The sequence below is a fragment of the Bradyrhizobium sp. B097 genome (assembly GCF_038957035.1).
Classification (GTDB): Bacteria; Pseudomonadota; Alphaproteobacteria; order Rhizobiales; family Xanthobacteraceae; genus Bradyrhizobium.
Genome location: NZ_CP152412.1, coordinates 9,212,517 through 9,234,284, shown reverse-complemented (window position 1 = coordinate 9,234,284; position 21,768 = coordinate 9,212,517). Strand labels below are relative to the sequence as shown.

At 65.7% G+C, this 21,768-nt stretch carries 19 protein-coding genes; 4 read left to right on the top strand and 15 right to left on the bottom strand.

Going from position 1 to position 21,768, the window contains the following annotated elements; genetic code table 11:
* Window positions 1–132 precede the first annotated feature (132 nt).
* The 8 genes from AAFG07_RS42495 to rsmI all read right to left on the bottom strand — a co-directional run bounded on the left by AAFG07_RS42495 (window position 133) and on the right by rsmI (window position 9,765).
* Window positions 133–2,403, bottom strand: a complete 2,271-nt coding sequence (locus tag AAFG07_RS42495; protein WP_342725453.1) for an ATP-binding protein — start codon at window positions 2,401–2,403, stop codon at window positions 133–135.
* A gap of 104 nt (window positions 2,404–2,507) precedes the next feature.
* A complete protein-coding gene (locus AAFG07_RS42490) occupies window positions 2,508–3,026 on the bottom strand; it encodes a hypothetical protein (RefSeq protein WP_342725452.1) in 519 nt (172 codons plus the stop codon).
* A gap of 131 nt (window positions 3,027–3,157) precedes the next feature.
* The gene (locus tag AAFG07_RS42485; protein WP_342725451.1) at window positions 3,158–4,708 is read right to left on the bottom strand and encodes a YifB family Mg chelatase-like AAA ATPase; all 1,551 of its coding nucleotides are present in this window, start codon (window positions 4,706–4,708) and stop codon (window positions 3,158–3,160) included.
* A gap of 393 nt (window positions 4,709–5,101) precedes the next feature.
* Window positions 5,102–5,902 (bottom strand): hypothetical protein, encoded by an 801-nt coding sequence (locus AAFG07_RS42480; protein ID WP_342725450.1) that lies wholly within the window; start codon window positions 5,900–5,902, stop codon window positions 5,102–5,104.
* A gap of 400 nt (window positions 5,903–6,302) precedes the next feature.
* On the bottom strand, window positions 6,303–7,274 hold the full coding sequence (locus AAFG07_RS42475; RefSeq protein ID WP_342725449.1) for an MBL fold metallo-hydrolase: 972 nt from the start codon (window positions 7,272–7,274) through the stop codon (window positions 6,303–6,305).
* 189 nt (window positions 7,275–7,463) lie between these two features.
* Window positions 7,464–8,411, bottom strand: coding sequence for a glutathione synthase (gshB, locus tag AAFG07_RS42470; protein WP_342725448.1), 948 nt, complete (start codon window positions 8,409–8,411; stop codon window positions 7,464–7,466).
* 30 nt (window positions 8,412–8,441) lie between these two features.
* The gene (locus AAFG07_RS42465) at window positions 8,442–8,825 is read right to left on the bottom strand and encodes a YraN family protein (protein WP_166212917.1); all 384 of its coding nucleotides are present in this window, start codon (window positions 8,823–8,825) and stop codon (window positions 8,442–8,444) included.
* On the bottom strand, window positions 8,812–9,765 hold the full coding sequence (gene rsmI / locus AAFG07_RS42460) for a 16S rRNA (cytidine(1402)-2'-O)-methyltransferase (RefSeq protein WP_342725447.1): 954 nt from the start codon (window positions 9,763–9,765) through the stop codon (window positions 8,812–8,814). The genes AAFG07_RS42465 and rsmI overlap by 14 nt, the downstream gene beginning before the upstream one ends.
* A gap of 219 nt (window positions 9,766–9,984) precedes the next feature.
* On the opposite strand from rsmI, the gene AAFG07_RS42455 reads away from it, so the two are divergent.
* Entirely contained in the window at window positions 9,985–11,199 is a 1,215-nt protein-coding gene (locus tag AAFG07_RS42455; RefSeq protein ID WP_342725446.1) for a penicillin-binding protein activator, read from the top strand.
* Between the two features lie 277 nt (window positions 11,200–11,476).
* On the opposite strand, the gene hemW is transcribed toward AAFG07_RS42455, so the two are convergent.
* The 3 genes from hemW to rph are packed head-to-tail and all read right to left on the bottom strand — an operon-like array spanning window position 11,477 to window position 13,981.
* On the bottom strand, window positions 11,477–12,634 hold the full coding sequence (hemW, locus tag AAFG07_RS42450) for a radical SAM family heme chaperone HemW (protein ID WP_342725445.1): 1,158 nt from the start codon (window positions 12,632–12,634) through the stop codon (window positions 11,477–11,479).
* Window positions 12,621–13,256 carry an RdgB/HAM1 family non-canonical purine NTP pyrophosphatase gene (gene rdgB, locus AAFG07_RS42445; RefSeq protein WP_342725444.1) on the bottom strand — a complete coding sequence of 212 codons (636 nt, stop codon included), beginning with the start codon at window positions 13,254–13,256 and terminating at the stop codon, window positions 12,621–12,623. The genes hemW and rdgB overlap by 14 nt, the downstream gene beginning before the upstream one ends.
* Window positions 13,257–13,267: 11 nt before the next feature.
* Entirely contained in the window at window positions 13,268–13,981 is a 714-nt protein-coding gene (gene rph, locus AAFG07_RS42440) for a ribonuclease PH (protein ID WP_016841497.1), read from the bottom strand.
* 184 nt (window positions 13,982–14,165) lie between these two features.
* Here rph and hrcA point away from each other — a divergent pair, with 184 nt between their 5' ends.
* Together hrcA and grpE are read left to right on the top strand one after the other, a co-directional pair.
* Window positions 14,166–15,254: a heat-inducible transcriptional repressor HrcA gene (hrcA, locus tag AAFG07_RS42435; RefSeq protein ID WP_342729404.1), complete on the top strand. Its 1,089-nt coding sequence runs from the start codon at window positions 14,166–14,168 to the stop codon at window positions 15,252–15,254.
* A gap of 164 nt (window positions 15,255–15,418) precedes the next feature.
* Window positions 15,419–16,024: a nucleotide exchange factor GrpE gene (gene grpE / locus AAFG07_RS42430; RefSeq protein WP_342725443.1), complete on the top strand. Its 606-nt coding sequence runs from the start codon at window positions 15,419–15,421 to the stop codon at window positions 16,022–16,024.
* A gap of 47 nt (window positions 16,025–16,071) precedes the next feature.
* Here the strand turns inward: grpE and AAFG07_RS42425 are convergent, their stop codons facing one another.
* The 4 genes from AAFG07_RS42425 to AAFG07_RS42410 all read right to left on the bottom strand — a co-directional run bounded on the left by AAFG07_RS42425 (window position 16,072) and on the right by AAFG07_RS42410 (window position 19,174).
* Window positions 16,072–16,497: a VOC family protein gene (locus AAFG07_RS42425; protein ID WP_342725442.1), complete on the bottom strand. Its 426-nt coding sequence runs from the start codon at window positions 16,495–16,497 to the stop codon at window positions 16,072–16,074.
* A gap of 67 nt (window positions 16,498–16,564) precedes the next feature.
* Entirely contained in the window at window positions 16,565–17,407 is an 843-nt protein-coding gene (locus tag AAFG07_RS42420) for a helix-turn-helix domain-containing protein (RefSeq protein ID WP_342725441.1), read from the bottom strand.
* 24 nt (window positions 17,408–17,431) lie between these two features.
* Entirely contained in the window at window positions 17,432–18,142 is a 711-nt protein-coding gene (gene pncA, locus AAFG07_RS42415; protein WP_342725440.1) for a bifunctional nicotinamidase/pyrazinamidase, read from the bottom strand.
* 96 nt (window positions 18,143–18,238) lie between these two features.
* Complete coding sequence (locus AAFG07_RS42410) at window positions 18,239–19,174, bottom strand: hypothetical protein (RefSeq protein WP_342725439.1); 936 nt, start codon at window positions 19,172–19,174, stop codon at window positions 18,239–18,241.
* Window positions 19,175–19,750: 576 nt separating this feature from the next.
* Here AAFG07_RS42410 and dnaK point away from each other — a divergent pair.
* On the top strand, window positions 19,751–21,652 hold the full coding sequence (gene dnaK / locus AAFG07_RS42405; RefSeq protein ID WP_097671378.1) for a molecular chaperone DnaK: 1,902 nt from the start codon (window positions 19,751–19,753) through the stop codon (window positions 21,650–21,652).
* The last annotated feature ends 116 nt before the right edge of the window (window positions 21,653–21,768 follow it).

Sequence of the window (21,768 nt, the reverse complement as noted above, 5' to 3'; positions counted from 1 at the left end):
GTCCCGGCGTAGGCCGGGACCCATACGCCGCGGCCCTTGCAAAAGGCACGCGGGGAGACGCGGTCGTTCACCAATTAACATTCGTGGTTATGGGTCCCTGCTTTCGCAGGGACGACAGCGAGTTTGTGGTGACTACGCCGCGACATGCCGCGAAGCGGCGAGGCCCGCCAGCGCTTCCTCGAGCTTCTCGCGGTCGAGTGGCTTGATCAGGAAGCCATCCATGCCGGCTTCGAAGCAGGCGTAGCGATCCTCCACCAGCGTGTTGGCGGTCAGCGCCAGGATCGGCGTCCGGCGGCCGGACTGGCCGGCCAGCCCGCCGGACTCATGGGCGCGGATCTGCTTGGTGGTCTCGATGCCGTTGAGGCGCGGCATCTGGATGTCCATCAGCACGAGATCGTAGGGCGTGCCGGCTGACGTCGCCGAGAGCCAGGATTCCATTGCCTGCTCGCCATTGGTGGTGATGACCACGTTGTGGCCGAGCCGGGCGAGCAGCGAGCGCATCAGGAGCGCGTTGATCTCATTGTCTTCCGCAACCAGGATCGAGAGCCCCGGTGGCGCGGCCGCCGGCGCAGTGGGCGCGGACTCCGTGACCGTCTCGATCGCAAGGCTTGGTATCGCAAGGCTTGGCGCGGCGATTTCGGGTGACGCGGTCAGGCGCGCGGCGAGCGACGACGCACGCAGCGGCTTGACCAGATAGCCGGTGAACACGGTTGCATCGGAGGCCGAAAGGTCCTGCCGCGTCGCCGGCGTGACCATCACGATGCGATGGTTTGCGTGGATGCGAGCAGCGTTGGCGAACGCCTCGATCGCCTGCGTGCCGAGCGTGTGATCGATCAGGACCGTGTGCCAGCTCCGCTCCGGCAGCAGTGCCTCGGCGACATTGGCATCCGACACGATGCAGGTCTGCGCGCCCCAGCGCTGCAATCGCCGCGAGATCAGCGAAGCCTCGATGCTGTGCGGTGCAACCAGCATGATGGATTGGCCGGCGAGATCTGGCGCTGTGAAGCCATTGGCCTCGCCGGTGTCGGCGGCGGCGAGCGGAATCGAGACCTCGAAGGTCGAGCCTGCGCCCGGCGTGCTTGCGAGCGAGATGCGGCCGCCCATTCGCTTGACGATGCGGTCGCTGATCGAGAGACCGAGGCCGGTGCCGCCATAGCTGCGCGCGATGCGGTCGTCGGCCTGCTCGAACTCCCGGAAGATGCGCTGCTGCGCTTCCGGTGCGATGCCGATGCCGGTGTCGCGAACCAGGAAGCTGATCTCGTTCGGCCAGATGCCGGGCTCGACGATCAGCGCCACGCCGCCGGTCGCGGTGAACTTGATGGCATTGCCTGCGAGATTGAGCAGCACCTGGCGCAGCCGCGCGGCGTCGCCGGTCACCTGCATTGGCAGCCGCTCGTCGACATAGGCGGCGATCTCGATGCCCTTGGCCTGCGCGCGGGGCGCCAGCAGCTCGGTGGTGTCCTCGATCAAGCCGGACAGCGCGAAGGCGCGGTGTTCGAGATCGATCTTGCCGGCCTCGATCTTGGAATAGTCGAGCAGCTCCTCGATCAGCGCGAGCAGCGCGTCGCCGGAGGTCTTGACCGCCTTGACGTAGGTCGTCTGCTCCGGTGTCAGCTGGGTGTCCATCAGCAGCCCGCTCATGCCGATGATGCCGTTCAGCGGGGTCCGGATCTCGTGGCTCGCCATCGCCAGGAAGCGCGATTTGGCGCGGTTGGCGGCGTCGGCCTGATCGCGGGCTTCGGCCAGCGCGCGCTCGCTCTCGGTGCGGTCGGTGACGTCGCGGCCGACGCTCTGCATCTCCGCCGGCGCGCCGGCATCGTTGCGCACGAGGCCCTCGCGCCAGGCGATCCAGCGCGGCCCGAGCGGTCCCTCGATCTTCTGGTCGTAGACCCGCGTGCCGTTGGATTCGAGCGCGGTATCGCCCTGCTCGAGCACCTTGAGGGTCGCGGTGCTGCCGATCAATTCGCCGCGGGGGATCTGCGCCAGCGCGCAATAGGCGTCGTTGGCGTAGGTGATGAGGCCGTCGAGGTCGCGCAGCACGATCAAATCGTCCTGCGCCTCGAACAGGGTGGAGGCGCGCTGTTCGGCCTCCTGCAGTTCCCAATTGCGGTCGGCCATCGCCTCATTGTGCATGGCGATGGTGCGCAGCCGCCTGCGCATCAGCCGCAGGCGGATGCCGAGCGTCACGATCCAGAGACAGGCGAGCGCGAACAGGAAGCTGACGCCGATCGCGAATGAATTGGGATCGTAGCCGCTGTGCGGCGAGAGGGCGCCGGAGATGAACCCGAAGGCGCCGCCGAATGCGACGGAAAAGATCGTGAAGGAACGGACGATCGTCGCGACCCAGGAATGGCGTCGCAGGAAGCGGCGAAGGCGTAACCTGATCCGGAAGAAACGCCCCATCAATGGTGGTCCTGAGAGTGCCCGATCTGGTGACGACGATGCGTCGGCCACCTTGAAAAGTGCTTGAGGTTGGTGGCCGTTTCGCGCCGCCCCTCCGAACAGGGTTAGCGGGAGGTTAACTCCGCCACTGTCTGGCCCTGGAAGCGCGCGTGCGGCGCGAGCGATGCCGCTTCGAGGCGGCGGTGTCCGCCGCGGGCGCTGACGATCAGGGCCGCGGCATCGCGCACTGAGAACGTCTTCGACTGCACGTAGACGCGGTAATCGAACGGACCGTCATGGGAAAGATAGATCACGGGGCCGGTTGCGGTCGGCGCGCTGGAAATCCCGATCAGCTGGGGCACAGCGTTGCTTTCGCAGGCGCCGGCCTCGGCATCGTCGATGTCGTCGATCACCGTGAAGTCGGCGGCCTCGGCGTTGTCGGCGACCCGGACCCGGACGGTGGCAAGGCTCGGATCGTCGGTGAAGCTGACGTGAAGCTGCGCCTGCCAGGGGACCGATGCGATCTGCATCGTGGCGCCGCCGACCTCGATGCAGGGCCGGGGACCGGGCAGGAATTCAGCGCGGGCGAATACCGCGGCCACGGCAAGGGGGACCACCGAGGCCAAAACCTTCATACGCAACATGACACAACTCGCTCGACCCAAGCCTGCCGCGGATCGCGGTGCTTATGGTTTGCGGAGCGTAAATGAGAGTGGTTACCGTCGCGTTGACGCGGATGATTCCGGCATGAATCGGGACAGGGCTCCGGTTCGAGTCACGCCGCGCGGCGCAAATCGTCGGCCAATGCACGATAGGACAGCGCTTCGGCGAGGTGCAGCCGGCCGATCGTCTCGGCGCCGTCGAGATCGGCGAGCGTGCGCGCCACCCGCAGCACGCGGTGATAGCCGCGCGCGGTGAGATGCATGTTCTCGGCCGCCTCGCGGAGCAGCTTCTGGCCATGCGCATCAGGCTGCGCGATGGTCTCGAGCAGCGCGCTCGGCGCTTCCGCGTTGGTGCGGACATGCGGCATGCCGGCCGCCGCGTAGCGCGCGAGCTGGATGTCGCGCGCGGCCGCGACGCGGGCGGCGACCTCGGCCGAGCCCTCCGCCGGAGGCGGCAGGATCAGATCCGCCGCGGTCACGGCCGGCACCTCGATCCGCAGGTCGATCCGATCCATCAGCGGGCCGGAGATCCGCATCTGGTAGTCGGCGGTGCAGCGGTCGAGCCGGCCGCGCTTGCAGGAATAGCCGGGCTCGTAGGCGTGGCCGCAGCGGCACGGGTTCATCGCCGCGACCAGCATGAAGCGCGCCGGATAGGTGACGCGGTGGTTGGCCCGGCTCACCGAAACCTCGCCGTTCTCCAGCGGCTGGCGCAGCGAATCCAGCACGCGCGGATCGAACTCCGGCAATTCGTCGAGGAACAGCACGCCCTGATGCGCGAGCGAGATCTCGCCCGGCTTGGCGCGCATGCCGCCGCCGGTCAGCGCGGCCATGCTGGCGGAATGATGCGGGCTGCGGAACGGGCGCCGCGCCGTCAACGCGCCGTCGCGGATCTCGCCGGCGACGGAGGCGATCATCGAGACTTCGAGCAATTCGGACGGCGACAGCGGCGGCAGGATCGAAGGCAGCCGCGCCGCCAGCATCGATTTGCCGGCGCCTGGCGAGCCGATCATGAGCAAATGATGTCCGCCGGCGGCCGCGATCTCGAGCGCGCGCTTTGCGCTCTCCTGGCCCTTGATGTCGCGCAGGTCGAGCAGCGCTTCCTCGCGCGCCTCGTTTTGGTCTTGCACCTTCGGCTGCGGCCGCGACAGCAGCTGCGTGCCCTTGAAGTGATTGGCGATCTGGATCAGCGAATGGGCTGCGATGATCTGGATGTCGGGGCTCGCCCAGGCGGCTTCCGAGCCGCAGGCGGCCGGGCAGATCAATCCCTCGTCGCGCGAATTGGCGCCGATCGCCGCGGGCAGCACGCCTGCTACGGGCGCGATCGAGCCGTCGAGCCCGAGCTCGCCGAGCACGGTGAAGCCGCTCAGCGCGTCCGGCGGGATCGCCCCGATCGCCGCCATCAGGCCGAGCGCAATCGGCAGGTCGTAATGGCTGCCCTCCTTGGGCAGGTCGGCCGGCGCGAGGTTGACGGTGATGCGGCGGGCGGGAAGCGCAAGGCCGGAGGCGATCAGCGCCGAGCGCACCCGCTCGCGCGCCTCCGACACCGCCTTGTCGGGCAGGCCGACGATCGCGAACGCCGGCAACCCCGGCGCGACCTGGACCTGCACGTCGACCGCACGGGCCTCAATCCCCTCGAATGCGACGGTGGAAACCCGCTGGACCATGCTGCCCCTATCTTCCGCCACCCAAGGTAGCGGAGCGGGCTGCCCAGCGCAAGAACATTAAGGGAACATTCGGGGGCAACGCGCGACGCCTCAGACCCTCTTGCTTATCGGAGATAACCGCGCGACGGCCAACGGCACAGTGGCAGCCGATGGTAAAAGTCACATGTCCGCAACGGCGAATCTGAGTGATCCCCCACGAGGCACGTATGCGCGCACGGAGGCGCAATCGTGTGGTCGGGGAGCAAGCGACCCAATTCCCTCGGGATCACTACAATGGCTCGTCCAGCGTCGTGTCTGACTATGTTCGCATGCGCTTCGGAATGGGTGGAGTACGTGCGTGCGCACTGCAGGAGCCTGCAGAGCCGCTAAGGCACTCGGGAGAGGGCCCGCGAGTTAGTCGCCCATCCACCCTTCCGTCCGGAGTGCCTCCGCGAGCGCGGCACGTGCATGGTCAAAGCGCTCGCCTGTGCGGGCCGAGAAGTTGAGAGCATTGATCGCCACCAGCCACCAGAACTCAGAGCGCTTATCGTTGGGCACGTGGTCGTTCACGTACGACACTGCCGCCTGCAGGGAGCCGAGCTGACGGAATCCGCCGTTCGAGCCGGGGGCCAAGCGGTTGAGGCGAATGATCGGGAAGGGCCGCGTGTCTTCGTTGCGAAGGTGACGCGCTCGACCGCTTCTGACTGAGAGACTATCGATCAGCCGACCCGCACGGAGCCCCACCGAGTTGCCTCGGGGCGTGCGCAACACCTCGCGCTTTTCCAGAACGAAATCTGCTGAAGGGTCTTCAGGATCAGCGCAAAGCGAAAGGCCGTCGGTGAAACCCTCGTGCTTCTCAAAGTAGGCCAAGGCCGCATCGGGGCTTACCTCACCCGGGAGCGACCAGTCATCTTTCAGGCCCACCTCATGTTTGGGCGTCTTGCGCCACAGATGATACCAGTGGACCTCACGTGCGGGCTCATTCGTGACCGGCTGGCGCGTCAACATCTCCAACTCAGTGCCGAGCTTGTCCTCGACCTGCATCAAGGTTTTCAGAGCGCCTTCGTAGTCGGCGTCCGCTGCTTCCAACTGCTTGATGGTGTTCGCGGTATCATCAACCATGTGATGCCCGTTGGAGGCGCCAGTGTACATCTTCCCAGCCCGCAACATGTCCAACTGCTGCGAGATCATGGAACGCTTGTTCAGATAGCTCATGGCGGTCTCCATCACGACGATTACAGGGCCGGGGATCGAGGCGCTGGGGCTCTCCCACCTACGTATGGTCCGACCATCATCGACCCGCAGCATGCGAGCGAGACCATCAGCGCTAAGCCCCAAGGCTTGACGGGCCTCCTTGAGGGCTTCGGGGGTGCGGACCAATGGGGGATAAGGCGACATGAGCGAGTCCCTATGAGGCAATAGACGATGACCTACATTGGAACAGCAATGATGACCTATGTCTATCGGCAAATATGCATAGCTTGAAGTATTTTATCGCTATAGATACATATCAACTGCTATTGACGGCCGACGATCACAAACGCCGGCAGTCCCGGCACGAGAACATCAAGGGAACATTCGGGGGCGACGCGCGCCGCCCCCGGATGCACCGCCGTCACAACGTCATCTGCATCGGTTCCGGATAGTAGTGGAAGCCCTCGCCGGCCTTGGCGACGTGGCCGTAGCCCGGCCAGGCGAAGTGATAGGACATGACAGGCGTCTTGTTCGCGGCCAGCATGTCCAGCAGCTTGACCCGCGAGTTCGCCGCCTGCTTCGGATCGGTGTCGTAGGAGAACTCCATCCGCGGCCGCTCCAGCAGCAGCACCGCGTGATGCGAGAGGTCGCCGAGGAAGGCGAAGGACTTGCCGCCCGAGCTCACCATGAAGATGGAGTGACCCACGGTGTGGCCGGGCGCTGCGATCGCCGTCACGCCGGGCAGGAATTCCTGGCCATCCTTGAAGAACACGATGCGGTCGCGCACCGGCAGCAGGTTCTTGCGGGCGTGCACGATGAAGTCCTTCAGCGGACTGCCCATCTTGCCTTCGTCGGTCCAGAAATCGAGATCGCTCTGCGCGATGTAGTATTGCGCATTCGGGAACAGCGGCTTGTCGTCGGCGCCGACGATGCCGCCGATATGATCGATATGCGCATGCGACAGCACGACGGCATCGATGTCCTCCGGCTTGATGCCGGCTTCCTGCATGCTCTTCTGTTGCCGTCCGGTGGTCGGACCGAACGCCTTCGATGTGCCCATGCCGGTATCGAACAGGATCAGCCGGTCGCCCATGTTGACGATCGGTGAGTTCTGCTCGAGCACGACATTGTCGGGCGAGAGGAAGTTGTCGGAGAGCATCTTCTTCACTTCTTCCTTCGGCACGCCGGTGAAGGTGCCGGAGGGATCGCCGAGCGGAAGCGGGCCGTCGGAGACGACGGTCACTTCGGCGTCGCCGAGCTCGAAGCGGTGCCAGTAGGGTGTCTGCGTGCCGAGCTTCGGCGCGCGTGCCTGCGCGGTGCTGCCGAGGAGTGTGCTGGCGCCGAGACCGGCACCGAGCGCGAGTAAGGATCGTCGTGAGACATTGAGCGTCATAACGTCTTCCTCCACAATTTTTATGAGATTTTCGCGTTGTCGCCCGCGTTGGCCCGCCGCTTGACCTGACGCAGGCAACAGGATGCTGCCTTCGCCTGCGCAAGCTGGCAAGAAGAATAAGGCGAACGGCTGCGCGGTCGAACTCTGGTTAGAGCTCAACCTGCATGTGCAGCGCACAAGGGAAGAGGATTATTTCGCGGCGCGCTTCTTCTCGATGGCATCCCAGATCATGGCTGCGACATCCGGGCCGTTGAGCCGCTGAATTGCGCGAATGCCGGTCGGCGAGGTGACGTTGATCTCGGTCAAATTGCCGTCGATCACGTCGATGCCGACGAACAGCAGGCCGCGTTCGCGCAGCGCAGGTCCGAGCGTGGCGCAGATTTCGCGCTCGCGATCCGAAAGCTCGGTCGCCTTGGCCGCTCCGCCCCGCACCATGTTGGAGCGCAGATCGTCGGCGGCCGGCACGCGGTTGACGGCGCCGGCGAATTCGCCGTCGACCAGGATGATGCGCTTGTCGCCATGCTTCACCTCGGGGAGGAAGCGCTGGATCACCCAGGGCTCCTTGAAGGTGACCGAGAACATGTCGAACAGCGAGCCGAAGTTCATGTCCTGCGGCATTACGCGGAAGACCGCGGCGCCGCCATGGCCGTGCAACGGTTTCATGACGACGGCGCCGTGCTGGTCGCGGAAGGCGTTGATCTCGTCGAGGTCGCGCGAGATCAGGGTCGGCGGCATCAGCTGCGGGAAATTCATCACGAACAGCTTTTCCGGCGCGTTGCGGACGCTGGCCGGATCGTTGACGACCAGGGTGTTCGGATGGATCCGCTCGAGGAAATGCGTCGAGGTGATGTAGGCGAGATCGAACGGCGGGTCCTGCCGCAGCAGCACGACGTCGAAGCCGTTGAGGGCCTCGCGTTTCGGCTCGCCCAGCGTGAAGTGATCGCCGACCTCGTCGCGCACGGTGAGCGACTGCACCGGGGCCACCAGCTCTTCGCCGCGCAGCGACAGTCTGTCGGGCGTGTAGTAGGAAATGCTATGGCCGCGCTTCTGCGCCTCGAGCAGCAGCGCAAAGGTCGAATCGCCGCGGATGTTGATGCGCGCGATGGGATCCATCTGGACGGCGATCTTCAATTTCATAAGCGTGTCCCGCGAGGTCTGAGGGTAACTTTAAGGGCTTGCGTCGAATGCCGCTAACAGATGGCGCGGCAGGCTCTTCGGCGCAATCAGCACGGCGTCGAATCTAAGATCAAATTCGGCATGTTCGGGATGCGCCATCAGCCAGGCCTGGGCGGCATTGACGATGCGCTGCTGCTGGCGCGGCGTCACCGCATAGGCGGCGTCGTCGAGGCTTGCACGGGCCTTGACCTCGACGAAGGCGAGCAGATTGCGCCGGCGCACCACCAGGTCGATCTCGCCATAGGGGGTGCGGAAGCGCCTTGCCAGGATGCGATAGCCCTTGGCGATCAGAAGCGCCGCGGCGCGGCTTTCGGCCGAGATGCCGGTGCGGAATGCGGCGACGCGTTCGGGCGAGGCGCTGTCAGTCTTCGCCATCGGCGTCCCCGATGGTCTTCGCAAGCTCGAGGGCGCGCGCGTAGACCTCGCGGCGCGACCGGCCCGACAGTTCGACCGCGTGGGCCACCGCATCCTTGACGCTGCCGCGGGCGAGCTGCACGCGCAGGAGATCGTCGAGTGCGTCCTGGCCCATCACGCCGGCATCGTCAGGCGGCGGCCCGATGACCAGCACGAATTCGCCGCGGGTCTCCAGCGCGTCCGCGCTTGCTGCAAGCTCGCCGACCGGCGCGCGCTTGACCTCCTCGTGCAGCTTGGTCAGCTCGCGGCAGATCGCTGCATCGCGTCCAGCCATGATCGCGGCGAGATCGCGCAGCGTGTCCTGCACGCGATTGCCGGATTCGAACATCACCAGCGTCGAATCGATCCGGGCGAGCTCGGTGAGCCGCGCGCGGCGCGCGTGCTCCTTCGCCGGCAAAAATCCCTCGAAGTAGAAGCGGTCGGTCGGCAGCGCCGCAACCGACAGCGCGGTCAGCACTGATGACGGTCCCGGCACCGCGATGACCGCATGCCCGGCGGCGCAGACCTCGCGCACCAGCTTGAAGCCGGGATCGGAGATCAGCGGCGTGCCGGCATCCGAGACCAGTGCGATGGCAGCACCTTGCGCCAGCCGCTCGAGGATCTTGGGCCGGGCCTGCGCCGCGTTGTGCTCGTGGTAGAGCGCCAGCTCGGCGGTGATCGCGTAACGCTCGGTCAGCCGGCGCGTGATCCTGGTGTCCTCGCAGGCGATGACGTCGACGCCCGCCAGCGTCTCCAGCGCGCGCAGGGTGATGTCGCCGAGATTGCCGATCGGGGTCGCGACCAGATGCAGCCCGGGCCTGGCCTTTGGCGCAGCAAGCTGCTGGCCGCCGATCGAAAAGGTTTTGGCGGCAGCGCCCGTCGAGGCATCCGAATGGTGGAGGGAACTGGCTTTTGCGCGCATAATGCCAATCTAGAGGGATGGCCGCGCTTGCGCCACATCCGCAAATGGCGGTGAACGTTGCCCGAGGGGAGGGGAAATGGAGGCCGCGGCAAGGGCGTCGCGGGGCCATAATCCTTTTGTTTTAGTTAACTATTCGCCGACAATATGCCTGAATCCACCCGCCTCATCAGAGCCGGATGGAGTCCTGGCCGATCACGGTCGGCCAAGAGAAGAGAGACGATGGAAGGCCCGCATCACCGCACGTCCCCGCCGTCGGGCACGACCCGGCGGACCGCGCTTGGCCTACTCGTGGGCGCGCCGCTGCTATCGGCATGTTCCGGCGTCCAGCAAAGCCTCAGTCAATTTTCCAGCCCGTTCGGCGGCAACCAGGAAGCCGGCCCCGCCGGCCCGCAGCAGCAGCCGCAGGCGGTCGGCACCGGGCAGGTCAAGATCGGGCTGATCCTGCCGCTGTCGGCGTCCGGCAATGCCGGCCTCGCCGCCCAGTCGATGCGCAACGCCGCCGAAATGGCGCTGGCGGAATTCCAGAACCCCAACATCCAGCTCCTGATCAAGGACGATGGCGGCAGCCCGCAGGGCGCATCCCAGGGTGCGCAGCAGGCGCTGTCCGAAGGCGCCGAGATCATTCTGGGACCGCTGTTCGCAGGCTCCGTGCCGGCCGTCGCGCAACTGACGCGGCCGCGCGGCACCTCGGTGATCGCCTTCTCGACCGATTCGAGCGTCGCCGGACGCGGCGTCTATCTGCTGAGTTTCCTGCCGGAATCCGACATCAATCGGATCGTCGACTATTCCGCCGGGATCGGGAAACGCTCGTTCGCCGCGATGGTGCCTGACAACGCCTATGGCAACGTGGTCGAGGCGGCGTTCAAGCAGGCGGTCGGCCGCAAGAACGGCCGCGTCGTCGCCTTCGAGAAATATGGCGCCGACCGCGCGACGCCGGCGCGGACCGTGGCCCAGGCGCTCGGCCAGGCCGATGCGCTGCTGCTCGCCGACGACGGCGATTCGGTGGTCGCGACCGCCGACGCGCTGACCGCGGCGGGTGCCAATCTGCGCAACATCCAGCTGCTCGGCACCGGACTGTGGGACAATCCGCGGGTGTTCGCGAGCCCCGTCCTGCAAGGCGGCCTTTACGCCGCGCCCGATCCGTCCGGCTTCCGCAGCTTCGCCGGCCGCTATCGCGCCAAATACGGCGGCGAGCCGGTGCGCACCGCAACGCTTGCCTATGACGCCGTGGCGCTGATGGCGGCGCTGGCGCGCACCCAGGGCGCGCAGCGCTTCGCGCCGGAGACGCTGACCAATCCATCCGGCTTTGCCGGCATCGACGGCCTGTTCCGGCTCCGCTCCGACGGCACCAATGAGCGCGGCCTGGCGGTCATGAAGGTGGCGTCCAGCGGCAGCACGCCGGTCGCAGGCTCACCGAAGAGTTTTGGGGCTTAATTTTCGTCAGGCGGTCGAGCTGCCTTTCGAGCCCCGGCACCCGCCAGCTACTTTGCATGGGGTTGTTTTCGATATTTTGGCAGCGTGCACCGAGAGCGGGCTGATTTTTGGTGAATCGGCTTGCCGCGGGTTCAGTTCACCTCTCCCCGACGGGGTGAGGGCTCTTGCTCTCTCGATGGACCGTAACCCCTCACCCGATTTGCTGCGCAAATCGACCTCTCCCAAGGGAGAGGTGAATTGTCGACGCCGTTCCAGCTCAACCTAATCTTACCGCGCTTTAGGCCGCGAGATCCGCGACGACAGCGTCTAGCACCGGAAATCCCGACTTCGTCACGCGCAGCCGTCCGTCGGCATCGACGGCGATGGCGCCTTCCTCGCGCAGCATCGCGATCCGGTGCGGATCGAGCTTTCGGCCGGAGAGCTTCGCATAGCGGCTGGGATCGATGCCCTCGGCGAGCCGCAGCCCCATCAGGAGAAATTCGTCGGCGCGCTCTTCGCTGTTGAGGCTGTCATCGGTGACGACGCCATGGCCGCGCTCCTCGACGTTCAACAGCCAGGCCTCGGGGCGCCGCTCGGTCGCGGTCGCGTGCCTGACGCCGTCGATGTCGAGCCTGCCATGCGCGCCGGGGCCGATGCCGGCATATTGCTCGCCGCGCCAGTAGACGAGGTTGTGCTTGCACTCGGCGCCGGCGCGGGCGTGGTTGGAGATCTCGTAGGCCGGCAATCCCTCGCGGGCGCAGACCTCCTGCGTCACGTCGTAGAGCGCGCGCGCGGTCGCCTCATCCGGGGTCTGCAATTTGCCGGCGGCATGCAGCCCGAAGAACGGCGTGCCTTCCTCGATCGTGAGCTGATAGAGCGACAGGTGCTCGGCCGCTTCCGAGATCGCCTGCTTCAATTCGTCGGCCCACATCTGCGGCGTCTGGTCGGGCCGCGCATAAATCAGATCGAACGAGTAGCGGTCGAACGCGGAGCGCGCGATCGCAACCGCGTCGAGCGCTTCGCGCGCGGTATGCAAGCGGCCCAATGCCTTCAGCGAAGCATCGTCCAGCGCCTGCACGCCGAGCGAGACGCGATTGACGCCGGCTGCGCGATAGCCGCGAAAGCGCGTCGCCTCGACGCTGGTCGGATTGGCCTCGAGCGTCACCTCGACGTCGCGCGCCACCTGCCAGTGCTTGCCGATCGCATCGAGCACCGCGCCGACGGTCTGCGGCTGCATCAGCGAGGGCGTACCGCCGCCGAGGAAGATCGAGGTGACCTCGCGTCCCGGCACCCGCGCGGCCGTGGTCTCGATCTCGCGGGCGAACGCGCGCACGAAGCGCGCTTCGTCGACCGGCGCGTGCCGGACGTGGCTGTTGAAATCGCAATACGGGCATTTCGACAGGCAGAACGGCCAGTGCACGTAGACGCCGAAAGCTCCTCGTTCAGCGTGGCTCAAGGCAGATCTCCGCGAGCTTCACGAAGGCGCGGGCGCGATGCGACAGGCCGAGCCCGAGCGGCGGCAGGCCGTGCTTCTCGATGCTGCTCATCTCGCCAAAGGTCCGCGTATATCCGTCGGGCAGGAAGGCCGGATCATAACCGAATCCGGCGGTGCCGCGCGGCGGCCAGACCAGGGTTCCATCGGCGCGGGCCTCGACCTCTTCGAGGTGATCGTCGGGCCAGGCCACGCACAGCGCGGAGACGAAATGTGCACTTCGGCGGTCGGGCGCGGTGGCGCCGCGCTCCTGCAGCAGGCGCTCGATCCGCGTCATCGCCGCCATGAAGTCCTTGCCCTCGCCGGCCCAGCGCGCCGAGTAGATCCCGGGCGCGCCGTCGAGCGCGTCGACCACGAGGCCGGAATCGTCAGCGAAAGCCGGCAGTCCCGTCGCCTTCGCCGCGGCGATGGCCTTGATTGCCGCATTGGTGCGAAAGCTGTCGCCGGTCTCCTCGGGCTCGGCGAGATCGAGTTCGCCGGCCGACACCGCCTCCACGCCGTGCGGCGCCAGCAGTTCCCGCATCTCGGCAAGCTTGCCGGGATTATGGGTGGCGATGACGAGCCTTCCGGTGATTCGGCGGTGCATGACCAATCTGACTACGCCACCGCGATCTTTTGCAAGTCGACCAGACGCGCGACACCTTTGCGCGCCAGGGCCATCAGCGCCAGGAATTCACCTTCCGAGAACGGCGTCTTCTCGGCGGTGCCCTGCACCTCGATGATGCGGCCGTCGCCGGTCATGACGAAATTGGCGTCGGTATCGGCCTCTGAGTCCTCGGCATAGTCGAGATCGAGCACCGGCGTGCCCTGGTAGATGCCGCAGGAGATCGCCGCCACGTTGTCGCGCAACACGTTGGTCTTCAGCATGTTGCGGGTCTTCATCCAGTTGATGCAGTCGGCCAGCGCCACCCAGGCACCGGTGATCGAGGCGGTGCGGGTGCCGCCATCGGCCTGGATGACGTCGCAATCGACCGTGATCTGGCGCTCGCCGAGCGCCTCGAGGTCGACGGCCGCGCGCAGCGAGCGGCCGATCAGCCGCTGGATCTCGACCGTGCGGCCGCCCTGCTTGCCGGCCGAGGCTTCGCGGCGGGTGCGTTCCAGGGTGGCGCGCGGCAGCATGCCGTATTCGGCGGTGACCCAGCCGCGGCCCTGGCCCTTCAGCCAGGGCGGCAACCGCTCTTCCAGCGTGGCGGTCACCAGCACATGGGTGTCGCCGAACTTCACCATGCAGGAACCCTCGGCATATTTGACGACGCCGCGTTCCAGCGACACGGGACGCAGTTCATCGGGCGCACGGCGGCTTGGCCGCATTGGAAATCCTCCAGAATTCCGAGAAAGTGGGTTGGGCGTGCTTGTAGGAGGGGGAAGGGGCAGCGGCAAGGGTTTTGGCGAGGGTTTTCGGCCCCGGTATGGTCCGGTGCCGGGGGACCGAATGCATGCTTGTCACCGGCCTCCGGGAGCGACAGATTAGGCAGCAATTGTGAAGGACTGGAGTGTGACGCACCACGATCCGATAGGCCTGATCGCGCCGCATGCCGGGCTCGCCCAGCTCAACGAGCGTTCGCGCGACATTTTTCGTCAAATCGTCGAAAGCTATCTCGCGACCGGCGAGCCGGTCGGTTCGCGCAATATCTCGCGCCTGATCGCATTACCGTTGTCACCGGCCTCGGTCCGCAATGTGATGTCGGACCTCGAGCAACTCGGCCTGATCTATGCGCCGCACACCTCGGCGGGCCGGCTGCCGACCGAACTCGGCCTGCGTTTCTTCGTCGACGCCCTGATGCAGGTCGGCGACCTCACCGAGGCCGAGCGGCAATCGATCCAGACCCAGCTTGCTGCGGTCGGCCGTGCGCAATCGGTTGAGGCGGCGCTCGGCGAAGCGTTGACCCGGCTGTCGGGGCTGACCCGCGCCGCGGCGGTGGTGCTGACACAGAAGTCGAATGCGCGGCTGAAGCACATCGAATTCGTGCGGCTGGAGCCGGAGAAGGCGCTGGTCGTGCTGGTCGGCGAAGACGGCCAGGTCGAAAACCGGGTGCTGGCATTGCCGCCGGGCGTTCCCTCCTCGGCCCTGATCGAAGCGACCAATTTCCTCAATGCGCGGATCCGTGGCCGGACGCTGGCCGAAGCGCGGCTCGAGCTCGAGACGGCATTGACGCAAAACCGCGCCGAGCTCGATCAGCTCACGCAAAAGGTCGTCGCGGCCGGCATCGCGAGCTGGTCCGGCGGCGAGAGCGAGGACCGCCAGCTGATCGTGCGCGGCCACGCCAATCTGCTCGAGGATCTGCATGCGCTGGACGATCTCGAGCGGATCAAGTCGCTGTTCGACGATCTCGAAACCAAGCGTGGCGTGATCGATCTGCTCGGCCGCGCCGAGCGCGGCGAGGGCGTGCGGATCTTCATCGGCTCGGAGAACAAGCTGTTCTCGCTGTCGGGTTCCTCCACCGTCATCGCGCCCTACGGCGACGCCCAGGGCCGGATCGTCGGCGTGCTCGGCGTGATCGGACCGACGCGGCTGAACTATGCGCGGGTGATTCCGACCGTCGATTACGCCGCGCGCATCGTCAGCAAGATGCTGGGCGGCTGACCGGAGCGCATTTCGCTTTCATTTGACGGGTTTTCGCCACCCAAGCCGGAGGTCCTTGTTCCCGAAGCCGGTATGTTGCGCTTGATTTTCGCCGCCCAAAGCACGATATCCCGGCAAGCAATCCCCAAGATTTGAACCGACGCGAGTTTTCGAGAAGGCAAGCCATGACCGATCCGAACCGGGCCAATGACAACACCGAGAATTCGGCGCCGACGGGTGAGCCCGTGGTCTCGAAGCCCTACATCATGCCTGACGACCCCGAGGCGGGATCGGCCGAGGCGCTGGCCAAGGAACTCGCCGAGGCGAAGGACCGCACACTGCGTACGCTGGCCGAGATGGAGAATCTCCGTCAGCGCACCCGCCGCGAGGTTGCCGACGCCAAGACCTACGGCATCACCGGCTTCGCCCGCGACGTGCTCGATATCGCCGACAATCTGCAGCGCGCGCTCGACGCCGTGCCGGCCGAGACCAAGGAAGCCGCCGATCCCGGCCTGAAGGCGCTGATCGAAGGCGTCGAGCTGACTGAGCGTTCGCTGCTCAACGCGCTGGAGAAGAACGGCGTCAAGAAGTTCGATCCGATCGGCGAGAAGTTCGATCCGAACTTCCAGCAGGCGATGTTCGAGGTGCCGGACACATCGGTGCCGTCGGGCACGGTGGTGCAGGTCGTGCAGGCCGGCTACATGATCGGCGAGCGCATCCTGCGTCCGGCGCTGGTCGGCGTCTCCAAGGGCGGCGCCAAGGCCGCTCCGAGCGCCGACATCACGGTCTGATCCGTTCGACCCTGATTGCGAAATTGTGAGCGCGCGCTGTCGTGGCTTCACGGCAGCGGCCTCTCATGAGCCTTCGGCCAATAGGTGCCGAAGCTCCAGAGATTTCCTTCCGGGTCACGGCAGGCGAAATCGCGGCTGCCATAATCGGTATCACGCAGTTCCATTTCGATCTTTGCACCCGCCGCCCGGGCCTTCGCATGCAGGGCGTCGGGATCGTCGACGGCGATGTAGATTGAATCGGTGCGGCGGCCGGTGGCATCGCCGACCAGCCTGCCATAGGCATCGTCGCGGCTCTGCCCCAGCATCAGCATCGAGGAACCGTAGGCGAGCTCGGCGTGGTGGATCACGCCGCCGTCGCGGTAGACCACGTGCTCGGTGAATCCGATCACTGTCTTGAGCCAGCCGATCATCGCCTCGGCGTCCTTGCAGCGCAGGGTCGGGTAGATGCGCGGGGGTTCGATGTCGTGCGTCATGTCACGGGCCTCCTTGGCTGATCGTGCCATCCTGCACGAGCCGATGCGGCTTCGGCTTGAAGGTTTGTTACCAGTCCTCGGAACGAACCAGCCGGCCACTGGTCAGCGCCTGGCGGCGCGCCCAGGCCGTTGGCGGTTCGCCAGCGAATTCGACGAATTCGCGGGCGAGGTGGGCCTGGTCGGCGTAGCCGCTTTCCGCCGCGATCCCCGCCCAGCCGAGCCTGGATCCGCTTTGCGCAAGCCGGCTCGCCCGATGAAACCGCATCATGCGCGCCAGCGATTTGGGCGCGAGGCCGAGCTCGGACCGAAACCGGCCGACCAGATGCTTGCGGCTCCAGCCAATCTCGCCGGCCAGTGCCGTGATGCTGATGGCGCCGGCCGAACGCGCCAGTCTTCGATAGGCGAACGCGATTTCGGGAGACGGCGTGTGGCCGGCGCGGCGAAGCACGAAATCCTCGATCAGGTCGAAGCGGCGCTGCCAGCACGACATAGCGCCGAGCTGTTCGCGCAGATGACGGCCATCATGGCCGAGCACGTCGTCGAGTTCGATCATGCGTCCGGCAAGCTCGGTCACGGCGCCGCCGAAGAAGCTGTAAGCACCGAGCGGGGTGAAATCCACCTGCACGCAGGCGGCGTGGCCATCGGACTCGATGTAGACCGGCCCCGCATAGAGACCGGCAGCAAAGCTCTGCTGCCGATCGCTCGCTTCAGGCTCGCGCCCGAGCGCGATCAGGAATGGCGAGCCGAAGCTGATGATCAGCGGCACAATGAGCGGCGCGGTCTGCCGCTGCGCTAACCGGCCGGTCGCGGTCTCGCGATAGCCGGTCATCGCAGCGATCAGTCCCGCGGTGCGCAGCGATGGTGCGCGCTGCACGAATTCAAATGCGACGGGCGGCGCAAACTCGGCCATGCGAATCTCGCGTGAGGCGGTGTCTTACCCGATATCCGACGACTGGATCCGCTTGACGCCGGCCTTGTCCATGTCGGCCCAGGCCTTGGCGAGCGATCCCTGGGTGTCGATGCCGCGGCAGGCGTCCTCCACGACATAGGTTTCGAAGCCGGCCTTGCGCGCATCGAGCGCGGTCCATGCCACGCAGAAATCTGTGGCGAGCCCGGCCACGAAAACCCGTTCGACATTGCGCGCCTTCAGATAGGCGGCAAGCCCGGTGGTGGTCTTGCCGTCGGCTTCGGTGAAGGCGGAGTAGCTGTCGACGTCCTTGTGAAAACCCTTGCGGATGATCAGCTCGGCCTGCGGGATCGCGAGATCCTTCGACAGCGAGGCGCCGTCGGTACCCTGCACGCAGTGGTCGGGCCACAGCACCTGCTTGCCGTAGGCGAGGTCGATGGTCTCGAACGGCTTCTTGCCGGCATGGACCGAGGCAAACGAGACGTGTCCGGGCGTGTGCCAGTCCTGCGTCATCACCACATTGGCAAAGCTCCTGGCGATCTTGTTGATGACAGGCACCACCTGCTCACCGTCCTTCACCGCGAGACTGCCGCCGGGCAGGAAGCAGTTCTGGACGTCGATCACGAGCAGCGCGGAGCCCTCGTCGGGCTTGATCGCAGCCGCCCAGAGACTTTTGGGAACCAGGGTTGCAAGCGCCAACGTGCCGAGGCCCGCAACTATCTGTCGTCGATCCAACATCGCGCCCCTCCTCGCTTTGATACCGCGCGTGGAGGCTAGTTCCGTTCGACGAACGACGAAAGTGGGATTTTTCCAACCGGCCTTGCGAAGGGCCGATCAGCCGCGCGGCTGGATGCCGTCGCGGACTGCGCGGAAGCGCGGGAAGGCGGTCTCCCAATCGGTGCGCGGCGAGCTGCCGATGATCCGCAGCGATGTCTGCGCGCCGAACCGCAGCCACTGCACGATGGTCACCGGGGTGTTGTCCTTGCCGCTGACCGCGTCGATCCGCGTCTCGAAGCCGGGCTGGCCGTCGATCCGGATCGGCTCGGACATGGTGATCCGGCCGTCGCGCACGCCGGGGATCGTGGTCGCGATCTGCTGGGCAAAGCGGCCGCGATCATCGGGCGTGGCCGGTGCCGAAGCGATGACGCCGAGCAGCATGAAGGGCTTGGCCTCCAGGCCCTTGTCGTCACCGTCGGCCATCAGCAGCGCTGCGCCCGGCGCCAGCATGCGGATATTCTTGAAACCGCTGAGCTCGGTGACCTTGAACGGCATCATGGCGAGCTGCTCGTCGACCGGCACCTCCTTGCGGATTTCGGCGGAGGCGAACATCTGCCGGACGGCGTCGTCGGTGTAGATCTTGCCCGCGTTCTCCGGCACCTGCACCGCGACATAGCCGGAGAAGGTCGGCCCCGGCAGGATCATGGAATAGCGCCGCACATTGCTGGCGCCGTCACGCGCGCTCTCCACGGTGTAGTAGGCGAGGCCGGCCGGCGTCTCGAGGCTCTCGGGCTTGATGTTTCCGGTGCCGGCCGGGTTGGCCTTGAAGGCGGTCACGACCTCGTTGTAGGCGTCCGCGGGCAGGTCGGCGATCAGGACCTTGACGCCCCGATCCTCGGTCTCGAAGCCGATGAACGATTTGGCGCGGACGAGGCCCACCAGCGGTTTCATCCCGACATGCGCGCCCGGCGGAAACACCACGTCGGCGGCAAAGCCACGGCAGGTGGCAGCAATCAGCAAGGCAACCGCAACGAGAACTCGAAAAGGCGTCATGGGGGATCTACCGGTTTTGCTTTGGGTGGCCGCGCAACGGGGCCGGTGCAGGGCTGGATGGCCTCTTCAGTCGGACCGCTTTTAGCGGTTTTGATGGCCCTGCAACAGGCCGCCAAATCTCCGCTCCAGGCCAGCCGGCTCGATTCCATGGGCTTTTCGCCTTGATTGGCGGGCACTTTCCAGTTTCCCGAGGTTTCCAGGGACGACCACCTGCGGCCGCCAGCGGCCAAACAGCGCGCCCTCGACCCGTGCGCCGCTCTCGCATACGACGTTTGTGAGCGTTCACTCAACAGCGCTGACGTCGCGCCGCGAATGTCGCGGTCGACGGCGGGCGGCATTCTTGCCGATTTGTTAACTTGGTCTGGGCTTGAACCGGGGCCGCGGCCGGGCTGACACAATCTTTCAAACGTCAGTCTTTTCAGGCCTCAACGTTGCGTCCAGTCCTTGCGGGCAGGACCCTCTCTCCTATATCAGGCTCACCGTCGCAATATCGCGAGTATGTGAACGTCTGGGGGTTCGGTACGGAGCGCCGTCAGGGCCCAACCAACCTGCCGTAGCAAAGAGGATATCAAAACCATGGGTAAGGTCATTGGGATCGACCTCGGCACCACGAATTCGTGCGTCGCCGTGATGGATGGCAAGAACGCCAAGGTGATCGAGAATGCCGAGGGCATGCGAACGACGCCGTCGATCGTTGCTTTCACTGACGATGGCGAGCGCCTCGTCGGACAGCCGGCGAAGCGCCAGGCGGTGACCAATCCCGAGCGTACGTTCTTTGCGGTGAAGCGCCTCATTGGCCGCCGCTATGACGACCCGATGGTCGAGAAGGACAAGAAGCTCGTTCCCTACAAAATCGTCAAAGCATCGAACGGCGATGCCTGGGTCGAAGCCGACGGCAAGACCTATTCGCCCTCGCAGGTCTCGGCCTTCATTCTGCAGAAGATGAAGGAGACCGCTGAGGCGCATCTCGGCCAGAAGGTCGATCAGGCCGTCATCACGGTTCCTGCCTATTTCAACGACGCGCAGCGTCAGGCCACCAAGGATGCCGGCAAGATCGCCGGCCTCGAAGTGCTGCGCATCATCAACGAGCCGACGGCTGCCGCGCTCGCCTACGGTCTCGACAAGACGAAGGCCGGCACGATCGCCGTGTACGACCTCGGCGGCGGCACCTTCGACGTCTCGATCCTCGAGATCGGCGACGGCGTGTTCGAGGTGAAGTCGACCAACGGCGACACCTTCCTCGGTGGTGAAGACTTCGACATGCGCCTGGTCGGCTACCTCGCCGACGAGTTCCAGAAGGAGCAGGGCATCAACCTGCGCAACGACAAGCTCGCTTTGCAGCGCCTGAAGGAAGCCGCCGAGAAGGCCAAGATCGAGCTGTCGTCGACCACGCAGACCGAAATCAATCTGCCGTTCATCACGGCCGACCAGACCGGTCCGAAGCATCTGACCATGAAGCTGACCCGCGCCAAGTTCGAGGCGCTGGTGGCCGACCTCGTCGAGAAGACCATCGAGCCGTGCCGCAAGGCGCTGAAGGATGCCGGCCTGACCGCCGGCGAGATCGGCGAAGTGGTGCTGGTCGGCGGCATGACCCGCATGCCGAAGATCCAGGAAGTGGTGAAGCAGTTCTTCGGCAAGGAGCCGCACAAGGGCGTCAATCCCGACGAAGTCGTCGCGATCGGTGCTGCGATCCAGGCCGGCGTGCTGCAGGGCGACGTCAAGGACGTGCTGCTGCTCGACGTGACCCCGCTGTCGCTGGGCATCGAGACGCTGGGTGGCGTGTTCACCCGCATCATCGACCGCAACACCACGATCCCGACCAAGAAGAGCCAGGTGTTCTCGACGGCCGAAGACAATCAGGGCGCCGTCACCATCCGCGTCTTCCAGGGCGAGCGTGAAATGGCGGCCGACAACAAGATGCTCGGCCAGTTCGACCTGATGGGCATTCCGCCGGCTCCGCGCGGCATGCCGCAGATCGAGGTGACGTTCGACATCGACGCCAACGGCATCGTCAACGTCTCGGCCAAGGACAAGGCGACCGGCAAGGAACAGCAGATCCGGATCCAGGCATCCGGCGGTCTGTCCGAGGCCGACATCGACAAGATGGTCAAGGACGCCGAGGCCAATGCGGCCGAGGACAAGAAGCGCCGCGAGGCGGTCGACGCCAAGAACCATGCCGACGGCCTGGTTCATTCGACCGAGAAGGCTTTGGCCGAGCACGGCTCGAAGATTCCGGAGACGGATCGTCGCGCCATCGAAGACGCCGTCAGCGACCTCAAGGAAGCGCTGAAGGGCGACGACGCCGAGGCGATCAAGGCCAAGACCAACACGCTGGCGCAGGCTTCGATGAAGCTCGGCGAGGCCATGTACAAGCAGCAGGCCGAGGCCGATGCGGCCAAGGACGCTGCAAAGGATGACGTTGTCGACGCGGAGTTCACCGAGGTCGACGACGACAAGAACAACAAGAAGTCTGCTTAAGCGGGCTTGCGATCATGGCCCTCACACCAAAGAGCACGCGACGCGTCTCGGAGGAGTGGGGGTCATTTTTCTTTAAGGCGATCGCTGCATCTTCCAGACAGGCGCAATCCTTGACG

Bases quoted from the DNA above. Each gene is read 5' to 3' on its own strand.
- rdgB (WP_342725444.1), bottom strand. From the start codon at position 13,256: ATGCACCGCCGAATCACCGGAAGGCTCGTCATCGCCACCCATAATCCC.
- dnaK (WP_097671378.1), top strand. From the start codon at position 19,751: ATGGGTAAGGTCATTGGGATCGACCTCGGCACCACGAATTCGTGCGTC.
- AAFG07_RS42475 (WP_342725449.1), bottom strand. From the start codon at position 7,274: ATGACGCTCAATGTCTCACGACGATCCTTACTCGCGCTCGGTGCCGGT.
- grpE (WP_342725443.1), top strand. From the start codon at position 15,419: ATGACCGATCCGAACCGGGCCAATGACAACACCGAGAATTCGGCGCCG.
- rsmI (WP_342725447.1), bottom strand. From the start codon at position 9,765: ATGCGCGCAAAAGCCAGTTCCCTCCACCATTCGGATGCCTCGACGGGC.
- pncA (WP_342725440.1), bottom strand. From the start codon at position 18,142: ATGTTGGATCGACGACAGATAGTTGCGGGCCTCGGCACGTTGGCGCTT.
- AAFG07_RS42480 (WP_342725450.1), bottom strand. From the start codon at position 5,902: ATGAGCTATCTGAACAAGCGTTCCATGATCTCGCAGCAGTTGGACATG.
- AAFG07_RS42485 (WP_342725451.1), bottom strand. From the start codon at position 4,708: ATGGTCCAGCGGGTTTCCACCGTCGCATTCGAGGGGATTGAGGCCCGT.
- AAFG07_RS42410 (WP_342725439.1), bottom strand. From the start codon at position 19,174: ATGACGCCTTTTCGAGTTCTCGTTGCGGTTGCCTTGCTGATTGCTGCC.
- AAFG07_RS42425 (WP_342725442.1), bottom strand. From the start codon at position 16,497: ATGACGCACGACATCGAACCCCCGCGCATCTACCCGACCCTGCGCTGC.
- AAFG07_RS42465 (WP_166212917.1), bottom strand. From the start codon at position 8,825: ATGGCGAAGACTGACAGCGCCTCGCCCGAACGCGTCGCCGCATTCCGC.
- AAFG07_RS42490 (WP_342725452.1), bottom strand. From the start codon at position 3,026: ATGTTGCGTATGAAGGTTTTGGCCTCGGTGGTCCCCCTTGCCGTGGCC.
- rph (WP_016841497.1), bottom strand. From the start codon at position 13,981: ATGCGGCCAAGCCGCCGTGCGCCCGATGAACTGCGTCCCGTGTCGCTG.
- AAFG07_RS42455 (WP_342725446.1), top strand. From the start codon at position 9,985: ATGGAAGGCCCGCATCACCGCACGTCCCCGCCGTCGGGCACGACCCGG.
- AAFG07_RS42495 (WP_342725453.1), bottom strand. From the start codon at position 2,403: ATGGGGCGTTTCTTCCGGATCAGGTTACGCCTTCGCCGCTTCCTGCGA.
- gshB (WP_342725448.1), bottom strand. From the start codon at position 8,411: ATGAAATTGAAGATCGCCGTCCAGATGGATCCCATCGCGCGCATCAAC.
- AAFG07_RS42420 (WP_342725441.1), bottom strand. From the start codon at position 17,407: ATGGCCGAGTTTGCGCCGCCCGTCGCATTTGAATTCGTGCAGCGCGCA.